Consider the following 23,452-nt stretch of genomic DNA (forward strand, 5'->3'; position numbering starts at 1 on the left):
GCCCTAGTGGCGGTTTTTTGTTGCTATTTTTTGAGTATTCTTACTTGATCTCGATGGTATGTGCAGGCATAGTAGTCATTCGCTTGTAATGTTGCACCATTACAGCAGTTCGCTTTGAATGGTGACACTATTGGTCATTATGAAATGAAATCCCGTTGCTTAGGTATCACTTCAACAACGGATTAAATACTCAGTATTAGGTGGTAAGCATGCAACAAGATACGATTAACAACGTACATATCAGTTCAGAGAAAGTATTAATTACCCCGCAAGAGCTTAAAAATGCATTGCCGCTGCCTGATCATGCTTACCGTTATATCCTAAATGCCCGTAAAACCGTGGCTGATATTGTCCATAAACGTGATAGCCGAGTATTGATCGTCACAGGTCCTTGCTCCATCCACGATATCGCCGCCGCCAAAGAATATGCCCTAAAGCTTAAAACGCTACACGATGAACTTAGCGATGAGTTTTATATCTTAATGCGCGTGTATTTTGAAAAGCCGCGTACCACCGTTGGTTGGAAGGGCATGATTAACGATCCTGATATGGATGGATCCTTTGATGTTGAAAAGGGTTTGAAAATGGCCCGAGAATTGATGATTTGGCTTGCAGAATTAGGGCTACCAGTTGCAACTGAAGCTCTCGATCCTATCAGTCCGCAATATATTTCAGAATTAGTGACTTGGTCAGCGATTGGTGCACGTACCACAGAATCGCAAACCCACAGAGAAATGGCATCCGGTTTGTCTATGCCCGTTGGCTTTAAAAATGGTACCGATGGTAAGTTAGAAGTCGCAATTAATGCACTTAAATCTGCGGCTAGCAGCCACCGATTTATGGGTATTAACCAGCAGGGGCAAGTGGCATTATTACAAACTGCAGGTAATCCAGATGGTCACGTCATTTTACGGGGCGGTCTAACACCTAACTATGACGCCGCCAGCGTAGCTGAGTGCGAGCTGCAATTGCATAAGGCTAAGCTTAATGCGCGTCTGATTATTGACTGCAGTCACGGTAATTCATCCAAAGATTACAGCCGCCAAAAGAGTGTCTGTGAAGATGTGTTCGAGCAAATTCATAATGGCAATAAATCAATTGTTGGTGTCATGCTGGAAAGTCATTTAAACGAAGGGAATCAAAGTTGTGATAAACCGCTGCATGAGCTAGCGTATGGTGTTTCTGTGACAGATTCTTGTATTAATTGGCAAAAAACGGAAGCAATTTTACGTAATGGGGCATCAAAGTTATCTTCAGTACTCCCAACACGCTTTGTGGAACTTAACGTCGCCGTAGCTTAAATTAGCCACAGCCTAATGGACTTAATTGATGAACGAAAAAACTACCGCTGAATTAGAACACTTACGCGGCCTAATAGATGGTGTAGATCAGCAACTATTACATTTACTGCGTAAACGTTTAGATTTGGTTGCGCAGGTTGGCACTGTAAAACATGCTGCTGGATTGCCTATTTATGCGCCGCAGCGTGAGGCCGCTATGTTGGCTAAACGCCGTGAAGAAGCAAAAATAATGGGCATTGCACCACAATTAATTGAAGATATTTTACGCCGCCTTATGCGTGAGTCTTATCTTAATGAAAAAGATGTTGGCTTTAAGCAAATCAAAACTGATTTAGGCTCAGTGGTCATTGTGGGTGGTAAAGGCCAGTTGGGAAGCCTGTTTCAACAGATGCTTAAGCTGTCGGGTTATCAAGTTAACATTCTTGATAAAGACGATTGGCAACAAGCTGAGAGTTTATTTGCCGATGCGGGTATGGTGTTGGTAACGGTGCCGATTGCCATTACTTGCGAGCTTATCCGTGAAAAGTTAACCAAGTTGCCCAAAGATTGTATTTTAGCCGATTTAACCTCGATTAAAACAGAACCAGTAAAAGCCATGCTTGAGGCACATTCAGGCCCTGTTGTTGGCTTTCATCCGATGTTTGGTCCCGATGTTGGCAGCCTAGCAAAACAAGTCGTGGTCGTTTGCCACGGTCGCTCACCGGAAAAATACCAATGGCTGCTGGAGCAGATTGCTATTTGGGGCGCGCGTATTGTGGAAGCCGAACCTGAACGTCACGATAATGCGATGCAATTAGTACAGGCTATGCGTCATTTTTCGACTTTTGTTTACGGCTTAAACTTATGTAAAGAAGAGGCAGATATTGAAACTCTGTTGCAATTTAGCTCACCTATTTATCGTTTAGAGTTAGCTATGGTTGGCCGTTTATTTGCTCAAAGCCCAGAACTTTATGCCGATATTATTTTTGCTCAGCAAGCCAGTCAACATGCAATCAGTGACTATTTGGATAACTATCGTGAAGCATTAGCTTTGCTTAAACGTGGCGATAGAAATGAGTTTATTAAGCAATTTGAAACCGTAGCAAAATGGTTTGGTGATTTTGCCCCTCAGTTTCAGCGCGAAAGTCGTATCATGCTGCAATCAGTCAATGATATGAAAACTAATTAATAAACCAATAGAAACTAGCTTATCCCAAGTTAAATGGCTTGCGCCATAAAACGCTCATCATTGATGGGCGTTTTTTATGCTACTGAATAAATGCCCTTGTTTTTATTAGCAATTGCTTAAGGTGATCGCTCTCTAACATTTAACATTCCATCTTAAAAATGACTGTCGCTTATGCTGTGTTTAGGTAGACTAGTTTTAAACATGTAAAAATAAAGCATGAATTTAAATTAGGAGTCTATCCATGTTCTGTATTCAATGTGAGCAAACTATTCGTACACCCGCTGGCAATGGTTGTAGTTATTCTCAAGGTATGTGTGGCAAGTTGGCTGCAACGTCTGACTTGCAAGACTTGCTGATTTACATGCTACAAGGCGTTTCAGTGTATGCGGTTAAAGCTCGTGAAATGGGCATTGTCGATACCGAAATTGATAGTTTTGTGCCTAAAGCGTTTTTCTCTACCCTAACGAACGTCAATTTTGATGATGATCGCATTATGGCTTATGCCCATCAAGCAGCTAAGTATCGTGCTCAGTTAAAGGCTTCTTACGAGGCGGCTTGTGTACAAGCGGGCGTTACTGCTGAGCAGGTACCAGAAGTCGCTCAGTTAGTGCTGGGAACCAATAAAATCGAAATGCTGGCACAAGCCCCCATCGCGCTGTTGAATAAAGATAAACATGAAGTGCATGAAGATATCATGGGGCTCAGATTATTGTGCTTATATGGTCTTAAAGGGGCCGCGGCCTATATGGAACATGCCCATGTGCTCGGTCAGACCGATGCAGAGGTAGCGGGGCGTTTTCATGAAATCATGTCTTTCTTGGGCGAACCGAGTGTCGATGCTGACAAGCTATTTACCACCGCGATGGATATAGGTCAGCTGAACTACCGCATCATGGCAATGCTTGATGCGGGCGAAACCCAAGCTTTTGGCCACCCAGAACCAACAGTCGTTAATACTAAAGCGGTTAAGGGTAAAGCAATTCTAGTTTCTGGCCATGATATGAAGGATTTAGAGCTTATCCTCGAACAGACGGTCGGCAAGGGTATTAACGTGTTTACCCATGGCGAAATGCTGCCAGCGTTAGCGTATCCCGCCTTTAAAAAGTATTCACACTTGGTCGGCAACTACGGTAGTGCTTGGCAGAACCAACAGAAAGAGTTTGCCAATTTCCCCGGTGCAGTGGTAATGACATCTAACTGTATTATCGATCCAAATGTTGGCAGTTATAGCGATCGTATCTTTACTCGCAGCATTGTTGGTTGGCCTGGTGTGATTCATCTAGAAGGCGATGATTTTTCTGCGGTGATTGATAAGGCGCTTGCTTTAGATGGGTTTAGTTATGATGAAATCCCACATCAGATCACCATTGGTTTTGCCCGCAATGCTTTGATGGCGGCAGCGCCTGCAGTGGTTGAAAATGTTAAGAGCGGTGCAATTAAGCATTTCTTCCTCGTGGGTGGTTGTGATGGCGATAAAGCGGACAGAAGCTACTTTACTGATCTTGCTAAATCGACACCTAAAGATTCACTCATTCTGACTTTAGGTTGCGGCAAGTATAAATTTAATAAGCTTGAATTTGGTGACATTAACGGTATTCCACGTTTGCTCGATGTGGGTCAATGTAACGATGCCTATTCTGCTATCCAGTTAGCAATTGCGTTATCGGAAGTGTTTGAATGTGATATCAATGAGTTGCCACTGAGTTTAGTGCTTTCTTGGTTTGAACAAAAAGCCATTGTGGTTCTACTGACGTTATTGTCATTGGGTGTTAAAAATATCCGTACAGGCCCAACACCTCCGGCATTTCTAACGGCGAATTTAGCTAAAATTTTGGAAGATAAATTTGGCTTACGCAATACCACTACAGTCGAGGCCGATTTAAAAACCATGTTAAACGTGGCTTAAATCAACTGAGAACTCTTGTTTAACTGCGGTTTTAGGCTGTTCAATAAAACCGCAGTGTTGTGTGGATAAGAATGCTATGAATATGAACGTGATGGCGGGGACTGGGGCATTATTGGTTGCGCCTCAAAGATCAGAAAGTGTCAATCAACTGGTGTGTGTTGAACGCTGGAATGAAACCGCAGATGTGGTCAGTTTTCGTTTTCAAGCGGGTGAACCGATGAAGTTCGATTACAAACCCGGTCAGTTTATGACTTTTGTACTCGAGATTAATGGCGAGCAAGTATGCCGTAGCTATACTTTATCTTCATCGCCTTCACGGCCCTATTCTTTGATGGTGACGATAAAACGTGTCGAAGGTGGGCTGGTATCTAACTACCTGATTGAAAATCTTATTCCTGGGCAGAGTATAAGAGTGCTACCACCAACGGGACAATTTAACTTAATTGATATTCCTGCACAGAAATATCTTTTTTTGAGTGCGGGATGTGGCATTACGCCTATGTATTCAATGTCTCGTTATCTGACCGACACCCAAATTAATGCCGATATTGCCTTTGTACATAGTGCGAGATCAGAAGCCGATATTATTTTTAAATCATCACTAGATACTATGGCGAGTCGCTTTAATACTTTCAAACTCAGTTATGCATTAGAGACTGGCACCGAAACCGTTACCAGCCATTCGCCCATGATAAGCTTTGATTTCGGGCGGTTAACGGCGAAAATGCTACAAACTGCAGTGCCTGACTTTGCTGATAGAACCATCTATTTATGCGGGCCAGAGCCTTATATGAAGGCAGTAAAAGCATTATTGGATGAACTTAGTTTCGATATGCGTCAGTTACACCATGAAAGCTTTGCTACCGCTTCGATCGCTGCGCGTAGTCAGCTTATACAAGATGAATTTTCGGATAAAACTAATACAAATCGACAAGAGGTGGCTTTTACCTTGTCTATTGGTGAACGCAGTACAAGGCTAAAGCTAGGACAAAGTTTGCTGGAAGGGATTGAGGCTGAAGGATTACCTATTATTGCGGCTTGTCGTTCGGGAGTTTGCGGTGCGTGTAAATGCCAAGTATTAGCGGGCGAAACCGTATCGACGAGTGTGATCACTCTCACCGCTGCTGAAATTGAAGCTGGGTTTGTGCTAGCTTGCTCCACAACGTTAACCTCCGATGCAACACTTAAGATCTAATGTGCTGGTGAAATCGTGCTGGTCATGTAGTGTTTATTTGCTTCATTTTTAATTGGATGGAAATATTTCTAATCCTTAGTTGCGCTTATCTCAGTGAGAACGTAAGGTTAAAGACAAGGGCGTAGGATGTTTGCGCCCAGTCCATTAGTCTGGCTGGAGTTTCTCAATGACAATGACAACCACTTATGCCACAAAAATTGAAGATCGTACTCTTGGGCATTTGTTGTACGCCTTAATGTCGGGTTTTCCTTTATTATTACTCCCCGTGCTGCTAAGTCTGTTTATTAATTTTTCTCAACGCCAATCCCATGGCAATCCATTGTTAGCATCACATTTGCGTTGGCAACGTCATTCTAATATCGCCTTTTTGGGTTTATTAGTGCTCGGTTATTGTGTGCCGCAAACTTGGCTCAGTCTTTCGATTTACTTCTTCGGGGTTATTTGGTTTTGTAACAGAATCATTAGAGGCTGGTTAAGTCTATTGGATGGTTTAGAAATCTAAACTTATGTTAGAGTCTCTAAATTGATAATATTTAGAGGCATCTATGTCTAGTTACCAAATACTCTGTCTTCTCTGCGCCTTGGCTTTAATCACTTCTGTCATGTCTTCTCGCGTTCATAAACTACAAGAAACAGTGGCCATTACGGCTATTTCCCTTGGAATGAGTTTATTGTTACTCCTCGGAGGGAAAGCATTAGGCGGCGACGTTTATTTGTATTTTGTTTCAGGACTAGAGAAGCTCGATTTTCAAGCGCTGTTGCTCAATGGCATGTTAGGTTTTTTACTTTTTGCCGGTGCATTACAGATCCGTTTAAAAATACTAAGGCAACAGAAGTGGGAGATTTTAATCCTCGCTTTTGTTAGCACCTTATTATCCACTTTTATCATTGGTGGGCTGTTATTTTGGCTGGCACCTATGTTGGGGTTACCCTTATTACTCAGCCATTGCTTGCTGTTTGGGGCGCTAATTTCGCCAACCGATCCTATCGCCGTTTTGGCTATTTTAAAGAAAATGGGCGCGCCGGAAGATATTGCTATTCAAGTAGAAGGTGAATCTTTATTTAATGATGGTATAGGATTAGTGATTTTTGTGGCGATATCGCAATTAGCATTCTCCACTGAGCCCCTAACGTTTATACATATCTCTGAGTTATTCATTCGCGAGGCCGTAGGCGGGGTCATTTATGGCTGCGTACTGGGTTTTTTACTGCATCATTTTTTCCGCTATTGTGAAGAAGAAACACAATTGATGCTGGTCACGTTGCTTATTCCAACCGCGGGATATGTGATGGCTGAGGTACTTGGAGTTTCTGGACCTTTGGCAATGGTGAGCGCGGGGATCATTATAGGTAATTTCAGCGTGCCTAAGTTTTTTACCCGCCATGAGCGAGTTAAATTACTCATGTTTTGGTCGCTAATTGAATCCTTCTTCAATGCCTTACTCTTCCTGTTACTGGGTTTATTACTCTTGCTCGTCACTTTTAAGGCACCATTGTGGTGGTTTATGTTTGTGGCTATTCCTCTTGTGCTGCTGGCACGTGCCTTGAGTGTATTATTACCCTATTTGAGCTTTAGATTGTTCAAATCATATAACCCCTATGCAGAGACTATTCTAATTTGGGGTGGGTTAAGGGGAGGGTTAGCCCTTGCTATGGCAATGAGTTTACCTAAAGGCATAGTGATAGATGCCATTGGTGGTGTGGAATTACGGGAGTTGCTGCTTGTGATGACCTATGCCGTCGTCGTATTTTCTATTTTAGTACAGGGTTCTACCATGGCAGGGCTTATCCGTAGGAGTAATTCAGTCATCAATACATCAAAAGCTGTCGGTGCTGTTAAAAATACATAAAAGATGATTTTGGCTATAATTTTAAACCAGCTAGTCGTTACATAGACTAGCTGGTTTAAAAGCGACTCGGGATGGAGATAAATTTAATTAGCCTTTGATAATCATCACTAATTTGAATTTTAGCCTCAAGTTAGTGAGTTCGATAAAGCTCCCGCACCACAGCACTCATTAAGTTAAACGACTCATTATTATCACTGTTATTAAGTGGGCAATTGAGTATTAACCCATCCACTTTAAGCTGCTTAATACCTTGAGTTTGCACGAGTAATGAGTCTTCTGCTACCGCATAACTAGGGTTAATTAATATAGGGAGATGACTGGTGGCTTTAATTTGGATCAGGCTAGCTAAATCTAATGAGGGCAGGTTAGCACTATTTAAGGTTCTAATGCCTGAGTCACAGAGGATGAGTTGCTGATTACCTTGGCTTAAGATCACCTCTGTCGCGGTGAGTAATTCCTCAAAGCTTGCCATATCATTACGCTCAAGGATTAATGGCATGGGTAATGTGCCTATTTGAGTGAGCAAGGTTCGATTAAACATCTGCTTGCCTGCGAGAAATAACATATCAGCATACTGAATGGCTAACGGCAAATCAGCTTCTTGTTCTATTGCAATAATGCATACAAGATTATATTGGTGCAGGATTTGACGTAGTTTAGATAACGTCATTTCTGTCATCGGAACTTGGTTAATAGCATTGAGCAAAATGGCTTGGAACCCCACTTCCTTAAGCTGCTTTACTTGTTGTTCAAACGCTGATAACGCTAAGTGTGAAATACTGTTATTCAATGTTATTTGGGCGATGGCACCAATGTGGCCAGCACCGATAGACATAGCACCGCAGCTGATCTCACTCGCTTGCTCTTTATAGGCTTTACTATATCTAATAGGGTTTGTGTTTGCTTCATTATCGCTAATAATTTGCCCCTTAGACGTGTTAGGTTCAATTAGTAACTGGCTGTTGCTCAACTGCGTTGGTTTTACTGTTTCGCAAGGATAGCAACCTAATACCTTGATAAAGCGCGTGATCCGTTCAAGCTGTTTTAAACCCGCCTGCATAGATTCACTGGAGATATTAGCGTCGATATCCAAATAGAACATCTCTTCCCAAGGTGTTCCTGGGATAGGGCGTGACTCTAATTTACTCATGTTTAACTGATGTGCTTTCAGTACTAACAAGGCTTCTACTAAAGCACCAGCTTTTTGGCCAGTCGCCATAATCAACGTGGTCTTAGCGGGTAACTGCTCTGGTACGGCAACGGCTTTGCGGGCAACGACAATAAAGCGGCTTTGATTAATCTTCTGATTTGCTAAGCCTGCTTCTATAGACTCTAGCTGATAAAGGGCACCGCCTTCGGTGCTGCCAATCGCAGCAGTGCTATTATCAGAGCTTTGGTTTACCTTCTCCATCGCTTCTGCGCTGCTCGAGCAGTATTCCAGCCTCAAATCTTTGTGCTGGCTTAAATATTTGCTGCATTGGCTAATAGGTTGCGGGTGGGCGTAGACTGTTTTGATATCTGCTAATTTACTGCCGACTTTCCCCAATAAACAATGACCGACTTCTATTGTCGTTTCACCGACGATAGATAGACTCGTGTGTTGCAGTACGTCATACACTTCATTGATCGAACCTGAAGATGTATTCTCAATCGGGAGAAAGCCATAATCGGCATGTCCAGACTCAACGGCTTGCACTATTTCATCAAAGCTTTGGCAGCCTAAATCCAGCATTTCGACTTGGCGACGTTGGCAGTAGCGGCTAGCGGCGAGGTAGGAGTAAGAGCCTCTAGCACCGAGATAGGCGATACAATACTGTTGTTTCTGTGTTTCAGGGTTGGCACGGCCGTGAAGGTAAGCTTGCTGATTTAATACTGAATCTTCGATAATACTCTGGTAGAGAGAGATAACATAGTGTGCATCTAATCCCTTTTCTCGCCCTTCTTTTACTAGTCGAGCGAGTAGTTCTTTTTCCCTTTGAGTATCTCTGATTGGCCTAATATCGACTTCTTTACTACGAGCTACTTCTAAACTTAAACGACGACGCTCTGCGAGTAATGCCAGCAGTTCATTATCTAGATTAGTAATCTGTTCTCGGGTTTGATTTAAAGGCTGTGGTGTATGCATTTCGACCTCAATTGCCGTTATATATTTTATTAATCGTTAAATACAAAAAAGCCTCCCAGTTGGGAGGCTTTGGATTTTTACTTTCGTTTTTACACAGTAAATCCGCCTCCTAATGTGAGGGTATAAAAAAGAAAGTAAAAAAAATTGTAGTTATTATTTTCATAGTCTTAAGCTAAAGGGCTAGGGCTTAGCTGTCAATCAAAACTTTCCTAAAGGCGTACCAAAAGAAAGCGCACCCGAAGGTGCGCTGGTTTGAGTATTATATATGGTCAAGCTAGTTTATCCTCCTTATGGTCAATATGGGACAAGGTAAAACACTCGTTTATCTTACATTTACGTGTAACAGTAAAATGTTAACAACTAACTAGGTAACGACTTGCATTTACATTGAACATTAATAAGTACTTTTGACGGCATAGCGAATAAAGTTGAAACTATGCTGTTTACAGTACCAGCTAACTTACGTTGATATATCTTGCATTTATTTGAAAACTAACAACTACATGGAGCTATAACATTAAAATATGGAGCTATAACATTAAAATGAACATTTATGAATAAACGATTTACGGCTCATTTTTTGTACTAAGTACATGTTGCTGTAAAAACAGCTTAGCCTTGTCATGCGTTTAAGGTATTACTACTTACGTTATTACTTTTTACATTTGAATCTAACGTATTAAGATATAGAACATGTAAAGCTTTTTCATTTGTAACTATTACATTATTTATCAAGTCTAGATGTCCTCCTCTTTCAATGTTGGTTAACTATTATATAGATGCTTACGTTTGAAATATCAAGTAAAAACTAAATTTTAAAATTAAAAACTATGCAGTGAGAGTTTACGTTGTTGAGTTTTATAATGAATTACATCCTATAGTTATATTAAAAAGAATTTGACTAGATTACCTCTCTTTTAAATTACCTCTCTTTAAAGTTGTTACTAACTATTTTAACTGCTGCAGTTGGTTTAAGTATTGATTAGGCTGTCTTTTCCCTAAGTAATTATAACTAAATCTTAAGGGTAAAGCTTAGAACCAAATTGCAAATCAAGCTTATGTAACAATGATAAGTGGCAATAAAGACGGTTTAATGTGGTGAAACCTCCTGCTCTTGTATTTATATTGATGAAGTGTTTCTATGTACCAAGGTCAGAATTTAACTCCTTGTTTTTATTCGAATGTGAATGGTTTGCTCCTTGTTTTTATTCGGATGTGAATGTAAATAGCCTGCGTTGACGTTAGTTTTTACTCCACCCCATTTTTGTTAAGATGTTAAAGTAATATATGTTAGTTTTTTAAAAGTATTTAATGGTTCACAGGTGAAAATTAAATGTTAATGATAAATTGTTAGTGCTCCTTAGTTATGTCTAATGGTGACTATATGAAATTTAGTTATTAAGCCTGAATTGGAACATTGAAACTTAACATGTCTAAAATTATTTTATATTGTATCGCTTTTACTTATTATGCCTCTTTGTTTAGTGTAGTGGATATTTAGTTAAAGTGTGTTTTTTACAAAAAATAATTAACCATATACTTATAAAGTTGCGATCTAACTAAAGTTATACTTTATTCTTTCAAGATTAAACGTATCTTGTACTAAGTGAGCTTAATTTATATTGCATCCTCTTCTTCGTACTCATTGTACTCGTCATTAACTTCTTTAGCAGTATCATTTGTCGGTGCTAATGATGTAGACCGCAGTGCTTCAGGTTTATGTGTTATGCGATTGAGTTGCTTCTCTAATTTTTGGCCCATAGCATTAATCGCAGTGTATAAGTTTTCATGTTTTGCTTGAGCGAAGAGTTCACCATTTGGGATGCCAACCGATGCTTCTATTTTGAAACCTGGTTTCTCCTCTGTAATGGTTACGTGGGGATTTATCATTTGCACATCATGTCTTGAAAGTTTTTCGAAACGACTTTCAATACGTTCACGAATAGGAGCTGTAACTTCAAGTTGCTTGCTAGTAATCTTTAGCATATTTCAAACCCTCTGCAGTTTCCTTGGATTTCAGATTACCAAGGTTGGCACTATAAAACGAGATCTACATCACACTTTTGTGCTGGTTAGATATCGTTAGCTGGATATTTGATCGCTTAGACAAATATCAATAATTCTTAGCCAAAAAGTCTTGTATTGCCTGCTAAATAGAGTCATATTCGATGGGATAACTCCGCAGTCTTTGCCCTTGTTTACTTATATTTACTTTAGGTTCCCCCCTTAACTCCGATAAAATACTTGAACTTATTTCACTCGTTTACGTTGGATTTGCCCATTTTATGAATACTGAACACGTTAAAATTAAAGTCTGGGATTTACCCACTCGAATTTTCCATTGGGGCATGGTGTGTCTATTAGCGCTTTTATGGTGGAGTGCTGATGCTGGCGAAATGCAGTGGCACCAGATTTTTGCTTATAGTTTGTTGGTTCTTATTGGATTTAGAATCCTCTGGGGGATCATTGGTAGTGATACCGCACGATTTCGCCACTTTGTTCACCATCCCAAAGTTGCGCTGGACTATTTAAAAGTGATTAAGACTAAGGGCATGTCAGTTGTACTTGGGCATAATCCTATTGGTGGCTACATGGTTGTTGCATTGATAGGGATTATTAGCCTTCAGTTAGTCACTGGCTTGTTTGCGACTGATGATATTTTTACCGAAGGTCCGCTTTATAGTTATGTGAGTTCTAATACCAGTAGCTTTTTGACCTGGCTACATAAAATGAACTTTAACCTTATCCTCTTACTAAGTGCTATTCACATACTGGCAGTGATTATTCATGCCATAAAAGGAGATAAGTTAGTCGGTGCTATGTTTAGTGGTTATAAAAAGGTCTCTAAGGTGGCATTGTCATCAAGCTCAAAAAGTGATCTTACATTTAAGTCAGAGTGGCTCGCTTTAGCACTATTGACTGTATTAGCGGCCGTGGTCTTTGTGTATTTAATCTGGCCCATAGTACAAGTGTTGTAGATTTATACTTAGTTTTGAAATAACAAAAAGCCTGCTAATAGCAGGCTTTTTGTTGACGATAAGATAAACAGAATAACATTAGTCTTTCTTATATACGTCGTGACAACCTTTACAGCTTTTTCCTGTATCCATAAAGGCTTGCTTGATTTCAGCTTGGTTACCTTTTTGAGCTACAGTGGCAAGAATGGCAGCATTTTCTTGAAAGGTTTTCATTTTTGAATCGAAATCAGCTCTGTCCTGCCAAATTTTAGCTAAGGCTTCTGTGTCACCTTTGTCTGAGCCATCAATAAAACCTTCAAATGGAATTTTTGATAGGGCTGCAACGTTGGTTGCACGCATTGCGAAGGTTTCTGCTTCGAAAGGTTTTTTACCTTTCATCATGGCTGCCATGTCGCCAAAGTTATAAGATATAAGACCAAATGCAGATTGGCGGTATTCAATCGCATCTTTTGGTTCTTCAAAATTGTGTGCCTGCGCAGCTGAAGCGAATAGAGCACTGGCAACGAGAGTAAGTAGTAGTTTTTTCATTATATTCTCACAAATTAGCGTTGAAGTGTGACATTGTCTTGCTATTGTACACAAATTAACTTGATGTACTAGAAGCATTTTTTTCAGTTTTTTTCTAGATTAGTATCTAAACATAACAAGTTATTTTATAGAGGCTAAATCTGTTAAACTGCCTTACGTAATGCTTGAACAGTACTTATGAGGGTAATTATGCGAGCAAATTGGGATTTAGTATTAGAAAAAATATTGAGCCATAGCAACTATGAAGATCTTTCTGTGTTGTTTCATTTATTGTTAACCGAGGAAGAACGTAGTGCCGTTGCTGGACGCTTAAAGGTATTTCAGTTGTTACTGGATGGAAATATGAGCCAAAGACACATAGCCGCTGAGTATAAGGTGAGTATCGCCACTATTACACGTTGTTCTAATTATCTAAAAAATATGTCACCTGAACATAGAGCCAAAATTCAAAAGTTGATTAGCTAATGTCTGAGTGTAAGTTTCAAGTCAATACTCAACTATCCGTTAGTAATTTACCATTATCACACAGATTTTTTTGTATAAAAAATGCACGACCTTAAATTAAGGGCATGCATCTTAAAATATTAAACTATGTCATCAGTTCAATCGCTCAGGGATACACTATTTCTAGTTCACCTTTGCGTAAGCTTTTTAGCCGCGGCAACCACAGCCGCCATTGCCATCACAACCTGTTTTAGGTGTGTCGCAGGCTTCGTGCTCTTCATGGTGATGCCCATGATCGTGGTCTGAACCGCCACAACAGCCGCCGGCTTCTTCCTTACCTGAACCACCACAGCATCCACCACCACTATGATCGTGATCATGTCCATGACTTCCACAACCGCCTTTTGCATGAATGTGACCGTGTGCTATTTCTTCTGCACTACCTTCACGAACGTCAATAATTTCAACGCTGAAATTCAATGCTTGGCCGGCTAAAGGATGGTTACCATCGACTATAACAACATCGTCTTTAACTTCCATAACTTGAACTGGGCGTTGACCCATTTCAGTTTCAGCAATAAAGCGCATACCTGGAACGATATCTTCGATATCACCAAATGCCTCTAATGGCACAGCTTGGCGTAGTCCATCGTGGTAAGGGCCATAGGCTTCTTCGGCGCTAATAGTAACGTCGAGTTTTTCGCCTTTAGTTTTACCTTCTAACGCGGCCTCTAAACCTGGGATCAGGTTTTCAGTGCCGTGCAGATATAGCATAGGTTCAGAGTCGAAAGAGTCTTCTAATAGTCTGCCTTCTTCATCTGATAAACGGTAATGAATAGTTACCGCGCTGTGTTGAGTGATCTTCATATCGCCTCCGGTTCAGAATGTGCGCGCATAATAACGTGCTTTCTTAGCGCTGGCGATAAGTTGAAGTCGCTTATGTTAGATACAGCACAGCTTTATTATCCTTGAATTAAATAGCGCTGCGTATACGACAATATAATGAATGTGATTTTTGACACTTAGCCTATAGATTTTAACGGAATCATGACGTAGAACAAATTATGTAGCCTTAATCAAGGTGGTAAATATAAGTTGTTTAAAAGCATGAGCTTATCTTTATCTTGCAACTATCGTTGACGTTGACGTTAAAAGTTTACTATTGAATAAATCGCATTTTTACCCCTAGAAAACCTCACAATATCTAATCTTGAATGGTTATTTCATCGAACGCAGTAAATTGTTAATAAATAATTAATTTAAGGGGTTGACAAGTGTAGGTAAAAAAAGCAATTCTGTTTATCAGAAATTAACATGGATTAGCCCAAACGTATGAATAGCCTCGGTTTCGTAGTAACTACCATTATTACAACCACCACTACAACGATAGTGGGGGCGGGCTGATACACCCTAAAGAATTTTAATAATGAGCCCGCTTCCCACAAAGAAGCGGGCTTTTTTGTTTCTAGGCGGGCGTGGTGCAGGAGAATAAGATGAAAGTAATGAAATTTGGTGGTACCTCGCTTGCAAATTGGCAGCGATTCTCTATGTCGGCGGATATCATCGCCCAATCATCCCAACTTGAGTCGGTGGCGACTGTTTTATCTGCCCCGGCAACCGTGACTAATGCGTTGTTAGAAATGGTGGATGTTGCGGTTAAAGGTGAAAACTATGCGCCAGTCTTGCAGCATGTCGAGCGAGTATTTACGTCTTTGTACCAAGATGCGGTTAACTCAGTCTTATCGAGTGAGCAAAGCGAGCTGCTTTTCTCAGGGCTCAATGCCCAATTAGTCATCTGGCAAGACAGATTACGAGGTGTTGCATTACTGCAAGAATGTCCCGATGGCATCCGCGCTGAAATCGTGGTTGCTGGTGAGCGTTTATCTGCAGCCTTAATGGAACAAATCATGCTATCTAAGGGGTTCGCTTCGGCTCAACTCGATCCTCGCGCTTTATTTTTAGGTCGTGGCAGCCCCCTTGAATCTGTGGTTGATATTGGGCTGAGTAAACCCAGATTTAAAGTATTACCGCTAGACGAAAAACGGGTATGGGTGATGCCAGGTTTTACCGCTGCAGACGCTCACGGTAAGGTCGTCACTTTAGGGCGTAATGGCTCTGATTACTCCGCCGCTGTGCTCGCTGCGTGTTTAGATGCCTCTAGTTGTGAGATTTGGACCGACGTTGATGGGGTTTATAATATTGATCCACGCGTTGTGGCCGATGCTAAATTATTATCACAACTGAGTTATCAAGAAGCGATGGAGCTGTCTTATTTTGGTGCAAAGGTATTACACCCTAAAACAATCGCGCCTATCGCCCAGTTTCATATTCCTTGTTACATCAAAAATAGTTTTAATCCTAAAGCGCCGGGCACGCTCGTATCCGATAAAGCCGATGAGAGTGGCCTGCAGGTTAAAGCGATTTCTAATCTTGATAATCAAACCATGTTTGATATTTCAGGCCCCGGCATGAAAGGCATGGTCGGTATGGCGAGCCGTACCTTAGCGGCAATTTCCCGCAGCGGCGTGTCGGTGTCTTTAATCACTCAAAGTTCTTCGGAATACAGTATCTGTTTTTGTGTTGCCACCGCTGAGGCGGAAAAAGTGCAATGGGCCTTAGAGCAAGAGTTTGAATTAGAAATAAAAAGTGACTTACTTGAGCCAATTGAAATGCGACACGATCTGGCCATAATCTCGTTAATTGGCGATGGTATGCGTACCCACAAAGGAGTTGCTGCACGTTTTTTCCAAGCTTTAGCACAGGCAAACGTGAACATTATTGCCATTGCCCAAGGATCGTCTGAACGGTCGATTTCGACGGTCATCGAGCAGCGTAAAACTAAGCATGCCGTTGCGGCCTGTCATCAAGGTTTTTTCGATGTGCAGCAATATTTAGATGTGTTTTTAGTCGGTTGCGGTAACGTAGGTGCTGGCCTGCTTGAGCAGATAAAACAACAATCTTCCATGCTCAAAGAACAGCACATCAGCATTCGTGTTTGCGGTATCGTCAATTCAAACAAGATGTTACTCAATAGTGCGGGTATCGATTTAAATAACTGGTCTAGCTTGCTTGCCGATAGCCAGCAAGCCTGTGATATCCCGGCGTTACTCGTATGGGCGCAAGAACAACAATTACTGAACCCTGTGCTGGTGGATTGCACTTCAAGCGAGCAAGTATCGGATCGGTATTTAGAGGTGATGAACTCAGGTTTACACGTGGTCACGCCGAACAAAAAGTCTAATACTCGCGATTATGCTTATTATCAAGCGCTGCGCCAAACGGCATTAAAACAGCGTCGCCAGTTCTTATACGAAACCACGGTAGGCGCTGGATTACCTGTTATTGATAACCTGAAAAAACTGTTATTTGCAGGTGATAAACTGCATAAGTTTAACGGTATTTTATCGGGCTCCTTATCCTTTATTTTCGGCATGCTTGATGAGGGCATGACGCTGTCAGAAGCAACTGGTCTTGCAAGGGATAAATGTTTTACAGAACCCGATCCCCGTGATGATTTGAGCGGTATGGATGTGGCGCGTAAAGTGTTAATTCTTGCCCGTGAAGTGGGATTAAAGTTAGAGCTCAGTGATGTGCAGGTTGAGTCTGTATTGCCAGCCGAGTTTGATGATTCAGGCGATGTTGAAAGCTTTATGGCGCGTTTGCCAGAGGTTGATGCTGCTATTGCTGCTAAAGTGGCGCAGGCCAAAGCCCAAGGTAAAGTGCTGCGTTATGTGGGGCAAATTGAGGATGGCGTGTGCCGTGTACGTATTGCAGAAGTTGATGCACAAGATCCGCTATATAGCGTTAAAGGCGGCGAAAATGCCTTGGCATTTTATAGTCGTTATTACCAACCAATCCCCTTTGTGCTGCGCGGCTACGGCGCTGGAACAGAAGTGACCGCCGCTGGTGCGTTTGCCGATGTGTTAAGAACTTTGAATTGGACTCGTGAGGTGAGCGTATGAGTTTGACTGTTTACGCACCAGCCTCTATGGGTAATGTGGGCGTAGGATTTGATTTGCTGGGCGCGGCATTGGCGCCTATCGATGGCAGTTTACTTGGTGACAGAGTGACGATTGCTGCAGCAAAATCGGGTGTGAGTTTGGCGCAAACTGGCGCTTGGGCTCATAAACTTCCTGAAAATCCGCAAGACAATATAGTGTATCAGTGTGCCGAGTTTTTCTTAAAAGCTCTTAGTCGAGAGTTTTTAACAGCGCAGGGTAAAGTAGATGAAGGCGTGGCACTGACACTGGAAAAAAACCTACCTGTTGGTAGTGGATTAGGTTCGAGTGCAAGCTCTGTCGTGGCGGCATTATATGCCTTGAATGAACATTTTAATCGACCCTATAACGAGCAAGCATTGCTCGAGTTGATGGGGGAGTTTGAAGGTAAAATTAGCGGTAGTGTGCATTACGACAACGTGGCCCCTTGTTACTTGGGTGGCATGCAATTGATGCTTAATGTGCCCGGCACAATTTGTGAAGCGATACCGAGTTTTAAAGACTGGTATTGGGTTGTAGCTTACCCAGGGATTTCACTTTCAACGGCGATGATGCGTAAGCTCATGCCTAATCAATATGATAAAGCTGTCACTATTGATTTTGGTCGTTACTTAAGTGCCTTTGTACATGCGTCTTATCAACAAAACGCTAAGCTGGCGATCAGCGTATTAAAGGATGTATTAGCTGAACCTTATCGCGCTGCTGCCATTCCGGGTTACGACAATGCTAGAGCTGCCTTAGCCGATTTAGGCATGTTGACTACGGGTATTTCGGGCAGCGGTCCCACACTGTTTTCGATTACTGACGATTTAGCCACAGCTAATGCCGCTAAAGCTTGGTTAGAGCAGCATTATTTAACCGAGGCGGGTGGCTTTGCCCATGTGTGTCGCCTTGATGAGCAGGGCACGCGTAGAGTCGATTAATGCTTTTTTTGGCATTAAGGCTAAATATCACGGTTAAATATCAACAAATTAGTATTTAAGTATTAGCATCAAAAGGTTGAGTGAGTATGGAACTATATAATTTAAAACATCCTTCACAAAAAGTGAGCTTTAAAGAAGCGGTGCAATTAGGGTTAGGTAAAGACAGAGGTTTATTTTTTCCAACCCAAATACCGGTCTTAGACGATATTGAAGGGTTACTGGCGCTGCCATTTGTTGAGCGCAGTAAAAAAGTGCTCGGGGCATGGCTTGCCTCAGAGTTAGGGCAAGATGCGGTCGATAAATTGGTTGAGCGCGCCTTTAACTTTAATTTACCTTTGGTTACTGTTGACGAGCAGCGTGCTTGCCTCGAATTGTTCCATGGTCCAACGCTGGCATTTAAAGATTTTGGTGCGCGTTTTATGGCGCAGTGCGTTAATACTTTTGTGGGTGACACACGCTTAACCATTCTTACTGCAACATCGGGCGACACTGGCGCAGCGGTTGCCGATGCCTTTTATGGGCTTGAGAAGGTTAATGTCGTCGTGCTTTATCCTAAGGGTAAGATCAGCGAGCTACAGGAAAAGATGTTCACGACTTTGGGTAAGAATATTCACACAGTCGCTGTTTCGTCCGATTTTGATGCCTGCCAAGATTTAGTGAAACGCGCCTTTGATGATGCCGATGTTCGTGATGGTTTAAGCTTGAACTCCGCTAACTCTATCAACATTAGTCGATTGCTTGCACAAATTTGTTATTACTTTGAAGCGGTTGCTCAGTCTAAGCAACGTCACGATGCCGATCCGGTGATTGCTGTACCCAGTGGTAATTTTGGTAACCTCACCGCGGGTTTATTTGCTAAAGCGATGGGATTACCGGTTAAACGTTTTATCGCCGCGACCAATGCTAACGATACTGTGCCGCGCTATTTAGCTAATGGCCAGTGGCAGCCAAATCAAACTCAAGCGACGATGTCTAATGCGATGGATGTCAGTGAGCCAAGTAACTGGCCGCGAGTGGAGGCAATTTGTGAAAAATTATGTTGGCCATTGAGTGACTTAGTCGGTATTCGCTTGTCGGAGGAGCAAACTTCACAGGCGCTAGCTGAGTTATACGCACAAGGCTATGTATCTGAGCCCCATGCCGCAATTGCAGCTAAAGCCTTGTCGTTAACTCTACTGCCTGACGAAGTGGGCATATTTTTAGGGACGGCACATCCCGCAAAGTTTAAAGATGTAGTCGATCGCGAGCTTAGCCTGAGTTTACCTTTGCCAGCAGAATTGGCAGCCGTTGCGAATAAACCGATATTATCGGCAGAGTTACCAGCTGATTTTGCGGCATTAAAAACCCACCTATTTAAGATATTATCTTAAATATCAAATCATAATGGGCATGGGGATTATATGTTAAGGGAGCTAAGCTCCCTTTTTTATTACCCGATGGCAATGCAAGCGAAACCTGCGGGTTTATTTTATCTTCTCATTTTTTATCTATTTGATCTGTATTGATAAAATAGATGACACATTTGCTAAAACTTCTCTTATTCAAGGTTACTGAACTTTGGGCTCAATTCTGCTAGTTTGGATAGAAAATAAGGCGAGTATAGCTGTATATACTTTGGCCTATCACCTATAAATCGTGCGTCATAAAATAGTCCATCATCAAAAATAAGCACATTAAAAATAACAATTAATAGAGGTCATACATGAAACTTCGCTATTCCGTTGCCAGCTGTATGCTTGCCCTAGGCACGTTAAGCGCAGTACCAGCCATCGCGGCTGATACAGCCAGCAATCAAGGGTATTACCGCGCGCCAGCCTTGCACGACCAAACCTTAGTCTTTACCGCAGAAGGCGATTTATGGACTCAGACCTTAGGTCAAAAGGCCGCGACTCGCTTAACTAGTTTGCCCGCAGAAGAGCTCGGTGCCAGTATTTCTGCCGATGGTAAGTGGGTGGCTTATGTAGCCAATTATGAAGGCGCGAGCGAAGTGTATGTGATCCCTGTTATGGGCGGCGTAGCCAAACGAGTAAGTTTTGAGAATAGCCGTGTGCGGGTGCAAGGCTTTACGGCCAAAGGCGACATTTTATATTCTACCGACAGTGGCTTTGGTCCAGCCAATAATTGGATGCTGCGCAGTGTTGATCCTAAAACCCTGACGACCACTGATTTACCTTTAGCCGATGCGGTTGAAGGTGTGATTGATGACAACAACGATTACGTGTATTTCACCCGTTTTGGCCTGCAAGTGACGGGGGATAATGCCAAAGTGTACCGTGGTGGCGCAAAAGGCGAATTATGGCGTTTTAAACTCGGCAGTAAAACCGAAGCACAGCTACTTAGCGGTCAACACGACGGTTCTGTACGTCAGCCTATGCTGTGGCAGGACAGACTCTATTTTATCAGCGACAGCGATGGTAACGATAACCTGTGGTCGATGGCGCTCGATGGTTCAGACGCAAAACAGTTGACCCAATTTAAAGATTGGCAAGTCCGCAGCGCGCGGATGGATAAAGGTAAAGTGGTTTTTCAGCAGGGCGCAGATATTCATGTATTTGATATTACTTCTGCTAAAGACTCGTTACTTAATATCGAGCTCCTCTCTGATTTTGCCCAGCGCCGTGAGCATTGGGTGAAATATCCTATGGATTACGCGTCCTCTACCGATTTGGCACTTGCTGGCGATAAAGTTGTGATTACTGCTCGCAGCCATATCGCCATAGCGGGGATTGATGGCTCGCGCTTAGTGCAAGTTGCGCTGCCAGGGACTTATCGTGTTAGAGAAGCCATTTTGAGCCAAGATGGCAAATCTGTTTATGCCATTAGCGACATGACGGGTCAGCAAGAGATTTGGCAATTCCCCGCCGATGGCAGCAATGGTGCTAAACAGTTGACGAAAGACGGCCATACTTTAAGAATGAGCCTTAACCTGTCACAAGACGGTCGGTTTATCGCCCACGACGATAACGATGGTAACGTTTGGCTACTGGATTTAAAGAAAAATACTAACCAAAAAATCATCACTAACGGTGAGGGACTTGGGCCTTATGCCGATATCCGCTGGTCTGGTGATAGTCGTTTTATTGCATTAACCAAGTCTGAAATCGGTAAGCAAAGACCGCAAATTGTTCTTTATTCAGTGGATGAGAATAAGGCCGAGACACTGACTAGCGACAAGTATGAGTCTTATTCACCCACCTTTAGTCGCGATGGACAGTGGCTCTATTTCCTGTCAAATCGCCAATTTAGTGCAACACCAAGCTCGCCTTGGGGCGACAGAAACATGGGACCCGTGTTTGATAAACGCAGCCAAATATTTGCTATTGCCTTAGTTAACAATGCCAAATTCCCCTTTAGTAAACCTAATGAGCTCAGCGTGAGCGAAACTGACAAAACCGCAGCTAAAGATAAAGCTAATCCACTAACCATCGATTGGGCGGATATTTCGCAGCGCTTATGGCAAGTGCCTGTTGATTCAGGTAATTACAGTGAGCTTCGCGCTGTTGATGGTAGGCTTTATGTGCTTGACCAAGCGATGGGTGATGATACCGAGCCGAGTTTAATGACCATTGAATTTGATCCCTTGAGCCCTAAGGCCGAAGTGTTTGCAGAGGATGTGGGTCATTACGCAGTTTCTGCCAACGGTAAAAAGCTGATGCTGCGTAAACATAGTGATGACAAGGCACTACTGATTGTCGATGGTGGCGATAAGTTGGGTGATACGGATAATGCCAAAGTGCAAACGCAGCAATGGCAATTAGCGATTTCTCCTTCGCTTGAATGGCAACAAATGTTTGAAGATGCTTGGTTAATGCATAAGGAATCCTTCTTTGATAAAAAGATGCGCGGCCTTGATTGGCAAGCGACTAAAGCTAAGTATCAACCTTTGCTCGACCGCCTAACCGACCGCAATGAGCTGAATGATATTTTTATGCAAATGATGGGCGAGTTAGATTCTTTACACTCGCAGGTGCGTGGCGGGGATTTACCACAGGATCCCGATGCCGCTAAAACGGCAAGTTTAGGCGCACGTCTACAACAAACAGTAGATGGCGTTAACATTGCGCATATTTACAGTAACGATCCTGAATTACCCGCTAATGCTTCACCGTTAAATCGTATCGAAGTCGATGCCAAAGCAGGCGATATGTTGTTAGCCATTAATGGCACGCCAGTAGCGAATGTGGCTGATGTTACGCGCCTTTTACGTAATCAACAGGACAAGCAAGTATTGCTACAGCTAAAACGCGGTAGCCAAACACATAAAACCATCGTCATGCCAGTTAGTGCTACGGTGGATAGCCAGTTACGTTACCAAGATTGGGTGAGCCATAACGCCGCTGTGGTTGAGGATGCGAGTAAGAGCAAGATTGGCTATTTGCACTTATATGCTATGGGCGGCGGTGATATTGAAAGTTTCGCCCGTGAGTTTTATACCAATTATGATAAAGATGGCTTAATTATCGATGTGCGCCGAAACCGTGGTGGCAATATCGATAGTTGGATTATCGAAAAATTATTACGCCGAGCGTGGGCTTTCTGGCAACCGACCCACGGTGCTGCTTACACCAATATGCAGCAAACCTTCCACGGTCATTTAGTGGTATTAACCGATGAGCTAACTTATTCCGATGGCGAAACCTTCGCCGCGGGGATTAAAGCGCTCGGCATTGCGCCGTTAATTGGTAAACAAACAGCAGGAGCGGGTGTGTGGCTATCTGGACGTAATACTTTGACCGATAAAGGTATGGCGCGGGTGGCCGAGTATCCACAGTATGCAATGGATGGCCGCTGGGTGCTCGAAGGGCATGGCGTAACGCCGGATATTGAAGTCGATAACCTGCCGTTTGCCACCTTTAACGGTAAAGATGCCCAACTTGAAGCTGCGATAAGCTATTTAAAAGATGAATTAGTCAAGCAGCCTATTCCCGCTTTAAAAGCGCAACCGCTGCCCGCAAAAGGGATGGCGCAGGATATTAAAGCTAAGTAATCGATATTTATATTCAGAATTAAACCGAGATTTAACTGAAATTTAAGAT

Annotated in this window: 16 protein-coding genes and 1 other annotated feature; of the genes, 12 read left to right on the top strand and 4 right to left on the bottom strand. The window is 42.5% G+C overall.

Annotated features, from left to right (window positions below; all coding sequences use genetic code 11):
• Nucleotides 1–209: 209 nt before the first annotated feature.
• The 6 genes from C9I43_RS03075 (at nt 210) to C9I43_RS03100 (ending at nt 7,420) form a co-directional block, all read left to right on the top strand.
• Nucleotides 210–1,301: a 3-deoxy-7-phosphoheptulonate synthase gene (locus C9I43_RS03075; RefSeq protein ID WP_107882036.1), complete on the top strand. Its 1,092-nt coding sequence runs from the start codon at nt 210–212 to the stop codon at nt 1,299–1,301.
• Between the two features lie 28 nt (nt 1,302–1,329).
• The gene (gene tyrA, locus C9I43_RS03080) at nt 1,330–2,469 is read left to right on the top strand and encodes a bifunctional chorismate mutase/prephenate dehydrogenase (RefSeq protein WP_076496923.1); all 1,140 of its coding nucleotides are present in this window, start codon (nt 1,330–1,332) and stop codon (nt 2,467–2,469) included.
• A gap of 241 nt (nt 2,470–2,710) precedes the next feature.
• The gene (gene hcp, locus C9I43_RS03085; protein WP_107882038.1) at nt 2,711–4,375 is read left to right on the top strand and encodes a hydroxylamine reductase; all 1,665 of its coding nucleotides are present in this window, start codon (nt 2,711–2,713) and stop codon (nt 4,373–4,375) included.
• A 76-nt stretch (nt 4,376–4,451) separates the two neighbouring features.
• Nucleotides 4,452–5,570, top strand: a complete 1,119-nt coding sequence (locus C9I43_RS03090; RefSeq protein ID WP_107882040.1) for an FAD-binding oxidoreductase — start codon at nt 4,452–4,454, stop codon at nt 5,568–5,570.
• 166 nt (nt 5,571–5,736) lie between these two features.
• On the top strand, nt 5,737–6,072 hold the full coding sequence (locus C9I43_RS03095; RefSeq protein WP_076496920.1) for a hypothetical protein: 336 nt from the start codon (nt 5,737–5,739) through the stop codon (nt 6,070–6,072).
• A 43-nt stretch (nt 6,073–6,115) separates the two neighbouring features.
• Nucleotides 6,116–7,420, top strand: coding sequence for a cation:proton antiporter (locus tag C9I43_RS03100; RefSeq protein ID WP_076496919.1), 1,305 nt, complete (start codon nt 6,116–6,118; stop codon nt 7,418–7,420).
• A gap of 130 nt (nt 7,421–7,550) precedes the next feature.
• On the opposite strand, the gene C9I43_RS03105 is transcribed toward C9I43_RS03100, so the two are convergent.
• Together C9I43_RS03105 and hpf are read right to left on the bottom strand one after the other, a co-directional pair.
• The gene (locus C9I43_RS03105) at nt 7,551–9,545 is read right to left on the bottom strand and encodes a chorismate mutase (protein ID WP_107882042.1); all 1,995 of its coding nucleotides are present in this window, start codon (nt 9,543–9,545) and stop codon (nt 7,551–7,553) included.
• Nucleotides 9,546–9,586: 41 nt separating this feature from the next.
• Nucleotides 9,587–9,703 (bottom strand) — a sequence feature (Phe leader region).
• A gap of 1,459 nt (nt 9,704–11,162) precedes the next feature.
• Nucleotides 11,163–11,531, bottom strand: coding sequence for a ribosome hibernation-promoting factor, HPF/YfiA family (hpf, locus tag C9I43_RS03110; protein ID WP_107882044.1), 369 nt, complete (start codon nt 11,529–11,531; stop codon nt 11,163–11,165).
• Nucleotides 11,532–11,830: 299 nt separating this feature from the next.
• On the opposite strand from hpf, the gene C9I43_RS03115 reads away from it, so the two are divergent.
• Nucleotides 11,831–12,523 carry a cytochrome b/b6 domain-containing protein gene (locus C9I43_RS03115; RefSeq protein ID WP_107882046.1) on the top strand — a complete coding sequence of 231 codons (693 nt, stop codon included), beginning with the start codon at nt 11,831–11,833 and terminating at the stop codon, nt 12,521–12,523.
• A gap of 78 nt (nt 12,524–12,601) precedes the next feature.
• Here C9I43_RS03115 and C9I43_RS03120 read toward each other — a convergent pair whose 3' ends face one another.
• Nucleotides 12,602–13,051: a c-type cytochrome gene (locus tag C9I43_RS03120; RefSeq protein WP_076496915.1), complete on the bottom strand. Its 450-nt coding sequence runs from the start codon at nt 13,049–13,051 to the stop codon at nt 12,602–12,604.
• A gap of 189 nt (nt 13,052–13,240) precedes the next feature.
• On the opposite strand from C9I43_RS03120, the gene trpR reads away from it, so the two are divergent.
• Nucleotides 13,241–13,516, top strand: a complete 276-nt coding sequence (gene trpR / locus C9I43_RS03125; RefSeq protein WP_076496914.1) for a trp operon repressor — start codon at nt 13,241–13,243, stop codon at nt 13,514–13,516.
• Nucleotides 13,517–13,702: 186 nt separating this feature from the next.
• On the opposite strand, the gene slyD is transcribed toward trpR, so the two are convergent.
• A complete protein-coding gene (gene slyD / locus C9I43_RS03130) occupies nt 13,703–14,362 on the bottom strand; it encodes a peptidylprolyl isomerase (protein ID WP_076496913.1) in 660 nt (219 codons plus the stop codon).
• Nucleotides 14,363–14,988: 626 nt separating this feature from the next.
• Between slyD and thrA the strand changes: the two genes are divergently transcribed.
• The 4 genes from thrA (at nt 14,989) to C9I43_RS03155 (ending at nt 23,403) form a co-directional block, all read left to right on the top strand.
• Nucleotides 14,989–17,457 carry a bifunctional aspartate kinase/homoserine dehydrogenase I gene (gene thrA / locus C9I43_RS03140; protein ID WP_107882048.1) on the top strand — a complete coding sequence of 823 codons (2,469 nt, stop codon included), beginning with the start codon at nt 14,989–14,991 and terminating at the stop codon, nt 17,455–17,457.
• Nucleotides 17,454–18,416 (top strand): homoserine kinase, encoded by a 963-nt coding sequence (gene thrB, locus C9I43_RS03145; RefSeq protein ID WP_107882050.1) that lies wholly within the window; start codon nt 17,454–17,456, stop codon nt 18,414–18,416. Before thrA ends, thrB begins: the two co-directional genes overlap by 4 nt.
• 86 nt (nt 18,417–18,502) lie before the next feature.
• Nucleotides 18,503–19,786 (top strand): threonine synthase, encoded by a 1,284-nt coding sequence (gene thrC, locus C9I43_RS03150; RefSeq protein WP_107882052.1) that lies wholly within the window; start codon nt 18,503–18,505, stop codon nt 19,784–19,786.
• Between the two features lie 332 nt (nt 19,787–20,118).
• The gene (locus C9I43_RS03155) at nt 20,119–23,403 is read left to right on the top strand and encodes a S41 family peptidase (protein ID WP_107882053.1); all 3,285 of its coding nucleotides are present in this window, start codon (nt 20,119–20,121) and stop codon (nt 23,401–23,403) included.
• Nucleotides 23,404–23,452: the final 49 nt, after the last annotated feature.

Origin of the sequence: Shewanella morhuae (genome assembly GCF_003028295.1) — a bacterium.
GTDB lineage: Bacteria > Pseudomonadota > Gammaproteobacteria > Enterobacterales > Shewanellaceae > Shewanella > Shewanella morhuae.

Coding starts and splice junctions, on each gene's coding strand:
- C9I43_RS03075 (WP_107882036.1), top strand. CDS start 210: ATGCAACAAGATACGATTAACAACGTACATATCAGTTCAGAGAAAGTA.
- tyrA (WP_076496923.1), top strand. CDS start 1,330: ATGAACGAAAAAACTACCGCTGAATTAGAACACTTACGCGGCCTAATA.
- hcp (WP_107882038.1), top strand. CDS start 2,711: ATGTTCTGTATTCAATGTGAGCAAACTATTCGTACACCCGCTGGCAAT.
- C9I43_RS03090 (WP_107882040.1), top strand. CDS start 4,452: ATGAATATGAACGTGATGGCGGGGACTGGGGCATTATTGGTTGCGCCT.
- C9I43_RS03095 (WP_076496920.1), top strand. CDS start 5,737: ATGACAATGACAACCACTTATGCCACAAAAATTGAAGATCGTACTCTT.
- C9I43_RS03100 (WP_076496919.1), top strand. CDS start 6,116: ATGTCTAGTTACCAAATACTCTGTCTTCTCTGCGCCTTGGCTTTAATC.
- C9I43_RS03105 (WP_107882042.1), bottom strand. CDS start 9,545: ATGCATACACCACAGCCTTTAAATCAAACCCGAGAACAGATTACTAAT.
- hpf (WP_107882044.1), bottom strand. CDS start 11,531: ATGCTAAAGATTACTAGCAAGCAACTTGAAGTTACAGCTCCTATTCGT.
- C9I43_RS03115 (WP_107882046.1), top strand. CDS start 11,831: ATGAATACTGAACACGTTAAAATTAAAGTCTGGGATTTACCCACTCGA.
- C9I43_RS03120 (WP_076496915.1), bottom strand. CDS start 13,051: ATGAAAAAACTACTACTTACTCTCGTTGCCAGTGCTCTATTCGCTTCA.
- trpR (WP_076496914.1), top strand. CDS start 13,241: ATGCGAGCAAATTGGGATTTAGTATTAGAAAAAATATTGAGCCATAGC.
- slyD (WP_076496913.1), bottom strand. CDS start 14,362: ATGAAGATCACTCAACACAGCGCGGTAACTATTCATTACCGTTTATCA.
- thrA (WP_107882048.1), top strand. CDS start 14,989: ATGAAAGTAATGAAATTTGGTGGTACCTCGCTTGCAAATTGGCAGCGA.
- thrB (WP_107882050.1), top strand. CDS start 17,454: ATGAGTTTGACTGTTTACGCACCAGCCTCTATGGGTAATGTGGGCGTA.
- thrC (WP_107882052.1), top strand. CDS start 18,503: ATGGAACTATATAATTTAAAACATCCTTCACAAAAAGTGAGCTTTAAA.
- C9I43_RS03155 (WP_107882053.1), top strand. CDS start 20,119: ATGAAACTTCGCTATTCCGTTGCCAGCTGTATGCTTGCCCTAGGCACG.